This window comes from Pseudomonas sp. GZD-209, from assembly GCF_049310485.1.
GTDB lineage: Bacteria > Pseudomonadota > Gammaproteobacteria > Pseudomonadales > Pseudomonadaceae > Aquipseudomonas > Aquipseudomonas sichuanensis.
On record NZ_JBMOWQ010000303.1, the window covers coordinates 1 to 6,464 of the forward strand.

General features: G+C 59.6%; 6 protein-coding genes. All 6 read right to left on the reverse strand.

The window, feature by feature from the left end; translation table 11 throughout:
* Positions 1-106 precede the first annotated feature (106 nt).
* Positions 107-994, reverse strand: coding sequence for a heme o synthase (gene cyoE, locus ACO6VM_RS27505; RefSeq protein WP_401059873.1), 888 nt, complete (start codon positions 992-994; stop codon positions 107-109).
* Between the two features lie 11 nt (positions 995-1,005).
* A complete protein-coding gene (cyoD, locus tag ACO6VM_RS27510) occupies positions 1,006-1,338 on the reverse strand; it encodes a cytochrome o ubiquinol oxidase subunit IV (protein ID WP_110995871.1) in 333 nt (110 codons plus the stop codon).
* Positions 1,338-1,961 carry a cytochrome o ubiquinol oxidase subunit III gene (gene cyoC / locus ACO6VM_RS27515; protein ID WP_110995872.1) on the reverse strand — a complete coding sequence of 208 codons (624 nt, stop codon included), beginning with the start codon at positions 1,959-1,961 and terminating at the stop codon, positions 1,338-1,340. Before cyoC ends, cyoD begins: the two co-directional genes overlap by 1 nt.
* A gap of 3 nt (positions 1,962-1,964) precedes the next feature.
* A complete protein-coding gene (cyoB, locus tag ACO6VM_RS27520; RefSeq protein WP_153786515.1) occupies positions 1,965-3,986 on the reverse strand; it encodes a cytochrome o ubiquinol oxidase subunit I in 2,022 nt (673 codons plus the stop codon).
* A 3-nt stretch (positions 3,987-3,989) separates the two neighbouring features.
* On the reverse strand, positions 3,990-4,934 hold the full coding sequence (cyoA, locus tag ACO6VM_RS27525; RefSeq protein ID WP_390968610.1) for a ubiquinol oxidase subunit II: 945 nt from the start codon (positions 4,932-4,934) through the stop codon (positions 3,990-3,992).
* Positions 4,935-5,494: 560 nt separating this feature from the next.
* A complete protein-coding gene (locus ACO6VM_RS27530) occupies positions 5,495-6,013 on the reverse strand; it encodes a disulfide bond formation protein B (RefSeq protein WP_110995875.1) in 519 nt (172 codons plus the stop codon).
* Positions 6,014-6,464: the final 451 nt, after the last annotated feature.

The following is a 6,464-nucleotide window of genomic DNA, read 5'->3' on the forward strand; positions in this document are numbered from 1 at the left end:
GTTCCTGCGGGAGCGGGTTTACCCGCGAAGAGGCCGGCCCAGGAAAAACAGGCATAAAAAAACCCCGGCGCAAAGGCCGGGGTTTTTCGGGTAACAGCCCGCTGTATCAGCGTGCGTAGGTCATCAGCACATCGGCTGCGGTCTGGCTGTCCACACCCATCATCACGCTCAGGGCGGTGACGGTGAGGATGGAGAAGCCGAAGACCTTGCGCGCCCACTTGCTGTCGTCCTCGGCCTTGTAGCCGCCCCAGGCCATGTACAGCCAGTACAGGCCCATGGCGGCTGCCACGGCGAGGTAACCCAGGCCGGCATAGCCGCCCAGGGTGAGCATCAGGGTGGCGAGCACGAAGGCCAGCACATACAGCACAATCTGCTTCTTCGCCGCGAGGATACCGCGCGCCACCGGCAGGACCGGGATGTTGGCGGCGCTGTAGTCCTTGAAGCGGAAGATGGCGATGGCGAAGCTGTGCGGCATCTGCCACAGGCTGAACATCACCAGCAGGGTCACTGCAGCGAGGTCGAAGCTGTTGCTCACGGCGCAGTAGCCGATCACCGGAGGCATGGCACCGGACAGGCTGCCGACCAGGGTGCCGTGCACCGATTTGCGCTTCAGCCAGAGGCTGTAGAAACCGACGTAGACCACGAAGCCAACCAGGGCGCAGAACGCCGACAGCGGGTTGGCCTGCACATACAACAGGCTGAAACCAGCCACCCCGAGCAGGGTGGCGTAGATCAGCGCGAGGGGCAGCGACATGCCGCCCTGCACCATGACGCGGTTCTTGGTGCGCTCCATCTTGTGGTCGATGTCACGGTCGATGCAGTTGTTGAACACGCATCCGGACGCGACCACCAGGGAGGTACCGATCACCACTGCCAGGAACAGGGCGAAGTCCACATGGCCCTTCGCGGCAAGGAAGAACCCGCCTGCCACGGAAAGCACGTTACCGAAAATGATCCCCGGTTTGGTGATTTGGATAAAGTGCTTCACGGACATGCAGTCTTACCTCACTTGGCCATCATTTCGAAGTGGATGCTGAACATGATCCACAGCGACAGGCCGACCAGCAGTGCAATTACCAGAACGGTGAACAGGAACGTCGACACGTTGGAACGCTGCTCTTTCGAGCGGTCCATGTGCAGGAAGTACACGAGGTGCACTACCACCTGGATGACGGCCATGGCCACCACGATCAGGACGGTCAGGTTCTTCGGCAGGCTTGGGTACATCACCAGGCCGAACGGGATCGCGGTCAGGATGATCGACAGTACGAAGCCGATCATGTAGGACTTCACGCTGCCGTGGCTGCCTTCGTGATGAGTGTCGTGTGCGTTAGCCATTACAGAACCCCCAGCAGGTAGACGACGGTGAATACGCAGATCCAGACCACGTCGAGGAAGTGCCAGAACAGGCTCAGGCAGCTCATGCGGGTCTTGGCGGTCGGCGTGATGCCGTGCTTGTTGATCTGGTACATCATGATCGCCATCCAGATCAGACCGGCGGTCACGTGCAGACCGTGGGTACCGACCAGCGCGAAGAACGCCGACAGGAAGCCGCTGCGCTGCGGGCCGTAGCCCTCAGCGATCAGGTGATGGAACTCGTAGATTTCCATCGCGATGAAGCCAGCACCGAACAGGAAGGTCACAGCCAACCAGCCCAGTACACCTGCTTTCTTGCCGTCGAACATCTTCAGCATGGCGAAGCCGAAGGTGATCGAGGACAGCAGCAGGAACGCGGTTTCAACCAGCACGAAGTCGAGCTGGAAGATGTCGTGACCCGACGGGCCGCCGGCGAAACCGCCGGACAGCACCGCGTAGGTGGCGAAGAGCGACGCAAACAGGATGCAGTCGGTCATCAGGTACAGCCAGAAACCGAGGACGGTCATCTGGCCCGAGTCGTGGTGGTGCTCGTCGTGCCCATGGTCGTGACCATGAGCAGCACCGTGGATTACTTGACTGGACATTGATTACACCCGTTCAAACGATTCGACACGTGCGCCGCCGGCAGGCAGTACACCAGCCTTGGCCAGCGCCTTCATGCGCTCGCCTTCGATGCGCGCCACTTCTTCGGCCGGAACCATGTAGCCCTGGTCGTCACGTGCAGCGTGGCGAACGAAGACCGCGATGGTCGCAACCAGGCTCGCACCCACCAGCCACCAGATGTGCCAGATGAAGGCGAAGCCGAACACGGTCAGGAACAGACCCATGAACAGACCGGTGGACGTGTTGCTCGGCATGTGGATCGCTTCGTACTTGGCCGGAACCTTGTACGCAACGCCGGCTTCCTTGGCTTCGTGCCAGGCGTCCAGGCCAACTTTCTCAGGCATGTGAGCGAAGTTGTAGAACGGAGGTGGCGACGAAGTGGACCATTCGATGGTACGGCCGCCCCATGGGTCGCCAGTGACGTCCATGTTGTCTTTGCGGTCGCGAACCGATACGAAGATCTGGATCAGCTGGCAAGCGATACCGAACAGGATCAGCACGGCGCCGACAACGGCTACGTACAGGTAGGGTTCCCACAGTGGGTTGTCGGAGTGGTTCAGACGACGGGTCATGCCCATGAAGCCCAGGGCGTACAGCGGCATGAACGCAACGTAGAAGCCCGACAGCCAGAACCAGAAGGCAGCTTTGCCCCACTTCTCGTTCAGGGTGAAGCCGAAGGCTTTCGGGAACCAGAAGGCGAAACCGGCGATGTAGCCGAATACCGCGCCACCGATGATCACGTTGTGGAAGTGAGCGATAACGAACAGGCTGTTGTGCAGGACGAAGTCAGCACCTGGAACGGCCAGCAGTACGCCGGTCATGCCACCGATGGAGAAGGTGACCATGAAGCCCAGGGTCCAGAGCATCGGTGCGGTGAAGCGCACACGGCCTTGGTACATGGTGAACAGCCAGTTGAACAGCTTCACACCAGTCGGAATGGAGATCAGCATCGTCGCCAGGCCGAAGAAGGTGTTGACGCTGGCGCCGGCACCCATGGTGAAGAAGTGGTGCAGCCAGACCGCAAAGCCGAGGATGGCGATGGCGCCCGATGCGTAGATCATCGAGTGGTGGCCGAACAGGCGTTTGCCGGAGAACGTCGAAGTCACTTCCGAGAACACGCCGAAGGCCGGCAGGATCAGGATGTAAACCTCAGGGTGACCCCAGGCCCAGAACAGGTTGACGTACATCATCGGGTTCCCACCAAGCTCGTTGGTGAAAATGTGGAAGTCCAGATAACGGTCAACAGTCAGCAGGGCGAGTGCGGCGGTCAGGATCGGGAACGAAGCGACGATCAGCACGTTGGCCCAGGTGCAGGTCCAGGTGAAGATCGGCATGTCCATCAGCTTCATGCCAGGTGCGCGCATCTTCATCACGGTGACGAGGAAGTTCACGCCGGTCAGTGTCGTACCCAAGCCTGAGAGCTGTAGCGCCCAGATGTAGTAGTCGACACCCACCCCAGGGCTGTACTGAATGCCCGCGAGCGGCGGATAGGCAACCCAGCCGGTCTTGGCGAATTCACCAACGCCCAGCGAGATGTTGACCAGCAGCACGCCTGCCAGCAGCAGGTAGAAGCTCAGGGAGTTCAGGAACGGGAAGGCAACGTCACGTGCACCGATCTGCAGAGGAACCGCGAGGTTCATCAGGCCGGTGAAGAACGGCATCGCCATGAAGATGATCATGATCACACCGTGGGCGGTGAAGATCTGGTCATAGTGTTCAGGCGGCAGGTAGCCTTCGGAGCCACCGGTAGCGGCAGCCAGCTGGGTACGCATCATGATGGCGTCGGCGAAGCCGCGCAGCAGCATGACCATAGCGACGATGATGTACATCACGCCGATTTTCTTGTGGTCGACCGTGGTCAGCCACTCGGTCCACAAGTAGGTCCACTTGCGGAAATAGGTGATGGCACCAACGACAGCGATACCACCGAGCGCGATCATGGCAAGCGTCACCATGACTATCGGCTCGTGATACGGTATCGCCTCCAGAGTTAATTTACCGAACATCTCTTACTCCTCTGCACCGGCAGCTGGTTGCATACTCGATTCCACACCCTTGGTGGTGGCCAGGTCTTTGCTGCCTGCTTCTTCGTGGACCGGCTTGCCGCGGTTCATGCCTTCGTACTTGTCGACGATGCGCTGGAACTGGTCAGCCGGAGCCTCGCTGTACAGCGCGACTGGGTTGTACTCGCTTGGTTTGGCCAAGGCTTCGTATTCGGCCTTGTCCAGCTTCTTCGGCGAGGCCTTCACTTCAGCGACCCAAGCATCGAAGTCAGCTTGCGAAGTGGCGGTTGCCTTGAATTTCATACCGGTGAAACCGGCGCCGCTGTAGTTGGCGCTGATACCGTCAAACTCACCGTTCTCGTTGGCGATCAGGTGCAGTTTGGTGGTCATGCCAGCCATGGCGTAGATCTGGCCGCCCAGGCCCGGGATGAAGAACGAGTTCATCACGGCGTCCGAGGTGACACGGAAGTTGACCGGGGTATTGGCCGGGAAGACGATCTTGTTGACCGTGGCAATGCCTTGTTCCGGGTAGATGAACAGCCATTTCCAGTCCAGCGCGACCACGTCGATCTGCACCGGCTTCACATCGGAATCCAGTGGACGGTACGGGTCCAGCTTGTGGGTGGAGTGGTAGGTGACATAACCCAGGGCGATGATGATCAGGATCGGGATGATCCACACCGCGGCCTCGATCTTGGTCGAGTGCGACCAGTCGGGGGTGTAGGTGGCGGACTTGTTGGAAGCACGGTACTTCCAGGCGAACGCCAGCGTCATGATGATCACGGGAATAACCACCAGCAGCATCAAGCCGGTGGCGATCAGGATCAGGTTCTTCTGCTCAATGCCTACCTGGCCCTTCGGGTCGAGCAGGGTCCAGTTGCACCCACTGAGTAAAAGCATGCCTAAAAAGGGCAATATGCCAAACAGTCTGGGGTAACGCTTTTTACTCATCTCACGACCTCTAGATCAGCTTGCTTCAATGCAATTTGTGTTTTGGTAGCCAACACTTCGTCCTGCCAAGCGTTAGCAATTCGAGCCCGAATTCGCCCCTGCCTGGGGTCCGACTGCTGGACCTGGGCGCGAGCGCGTATACGGTGCTTTATGGTTTCGTAGGCAAACGGCCTGTACTTCAGACCAAGTCCATTTGGTGCGGGAAAACGCGGAGGGGTGTCCGCCCGGATCGCCGTTGGGCGAAACTTGACGAAGTCAGCAATAAGAAAGCGCTGCGGCTTCCTTCAATCCTGCGACTCGCAAGCAGTGCCGAACGGAAATTGGGGGCGATTGTAGATAGGTCGCCCCCCATTGACTATGACTTATTGAGCAACAGTCCTTTACAGAATCTGCAACAATAGCACCCCAAAAATCAACTTCGCGACAGTTTGTCGCACCCTGCGCAGTAGCCCTGAAACCCTTGCAGCGCAAGGCCTGAGGGTTGATCCAGAGCAAGCCTGGGGGCTGATTTCCTACTTATCTCGTCGCGCAATAGACCTGGGTCAAACAAGGACTTTGGTCTAACGAACGGTGCGTTCGTGGCGACGGTTACGGTAGATCCCCAGCGGCACCAGGATGGCCGTCAGCACGAACGCCAACAGGGCCCACTGGGCAAGCGACAGACCGAGAATCGGTGGGTACGGCGTCGAGCAGAAGCCGTCGACCTGGAAGGCCAGGGGCCAGAGCTTGGCCAGCGGCAGGTCATCGACGATCGGCTGCAAGGTGTCGATGCCGCAGCTGACCATCGGGTTGGCGAGTATATACACATGGTTACCGGCTGCAACGATGCCACCGATGGCGCTCAGCACCACCAGTGCCTCGAACAGGGTCAGGCTTTTACGCCCGGGCATGGCCGCGGCGATGAAGGCGAAGATCGCGATGAACAGCAAAGCGTAGCGTTGCAGGATGCACAGCGGGCATGGCGCTTCGCCCAGCACCACCTGCATGTACAGGGCACCGCCGATCAGCGCCAGGCAGATCAGGCCAAGGAGCACCAGAAAGCGCCGTTCGCGGTTCAGGCGCGATGAGAGTTCGTTCATTGCCGATTCCTTCGATGGAGAGTGGCAGCGCTGGCTGCCCGAGGGGCGCCAAGTCTACACGCTGGAGTGGACCTGTGACTGCGTCGAGGAACGGTGAGCGCGGCTATCCATTGATGACCTAGGACCGAGCGTGTCGGATTCGGTTCAACGGCGGCAGGTGAAAAACACCTCTGCCCGAGCGCCGGACAGGGCAAAGCCCCTCGACACTCGGGAGTGAAGGATACAGTGATTAAAGGAGGATTAAAGATGAAGGCGGGTGTAACCGCGTTCATCACTTCCTTATATAGAAGAGAGGCTAGGCCCAATCGCTGCGGTTCGGCGCTCGGCCAGGCCGGCAGCGCCGAATGTCATCGTCCGCTTCGTTCTCGATTACCCACGGCCGGAGCATCCGGGTGCTGCCGGCCCGACAGAACGCCGAACCGCAGCGATTGGGATGAAATCCATCGCGGGG

Excerpts from the sequence above, each read along its gene's own strand:
- ACO6VM_RS27530 (WP_110995875.1), bottom strand. The coding sequence starts at position 6,013 with ATGAACGAACTCTCATCGCGCCTGAACCGCGAACGGCGCTTTCTGGTG.
- cyoA (WP_390968610.1), bottom strand. The coding sequence starts at position 4,934 with ATGAGTAAAAAGCGTTACCCCAGACTGTTTGGCATATTGCCCTTTTTA.
- cyoC (WP_110995872.1), bottom strand. The coding sequence starts at position 1,961 with ATGTCCAGTCAAGTAATCCACGGTGCTGCTCATGGTCACGACCATGGG.
- cyoB (WP_153786515.1), bottom strand. The coding sequence starts at position 3,986 with ATGTTCGGTAAATTAACTCTGGAGGCGATACCGTATCACGAGCCGATA.
- cyoE (WP_401059873.1), bottom strand. The coding sequence starts at position 994 with ATGTCCGTGAAGCACTTTATCCAAATCACCAAACCGGGGATCATTTTC.
- cyoD (WP_110995871.1), bottom strand. The coding sequence starts at position 1,338 with ATGGCTAACGCACACGACACTCATCACGAAGGCAGCCACGGCAGCGTG.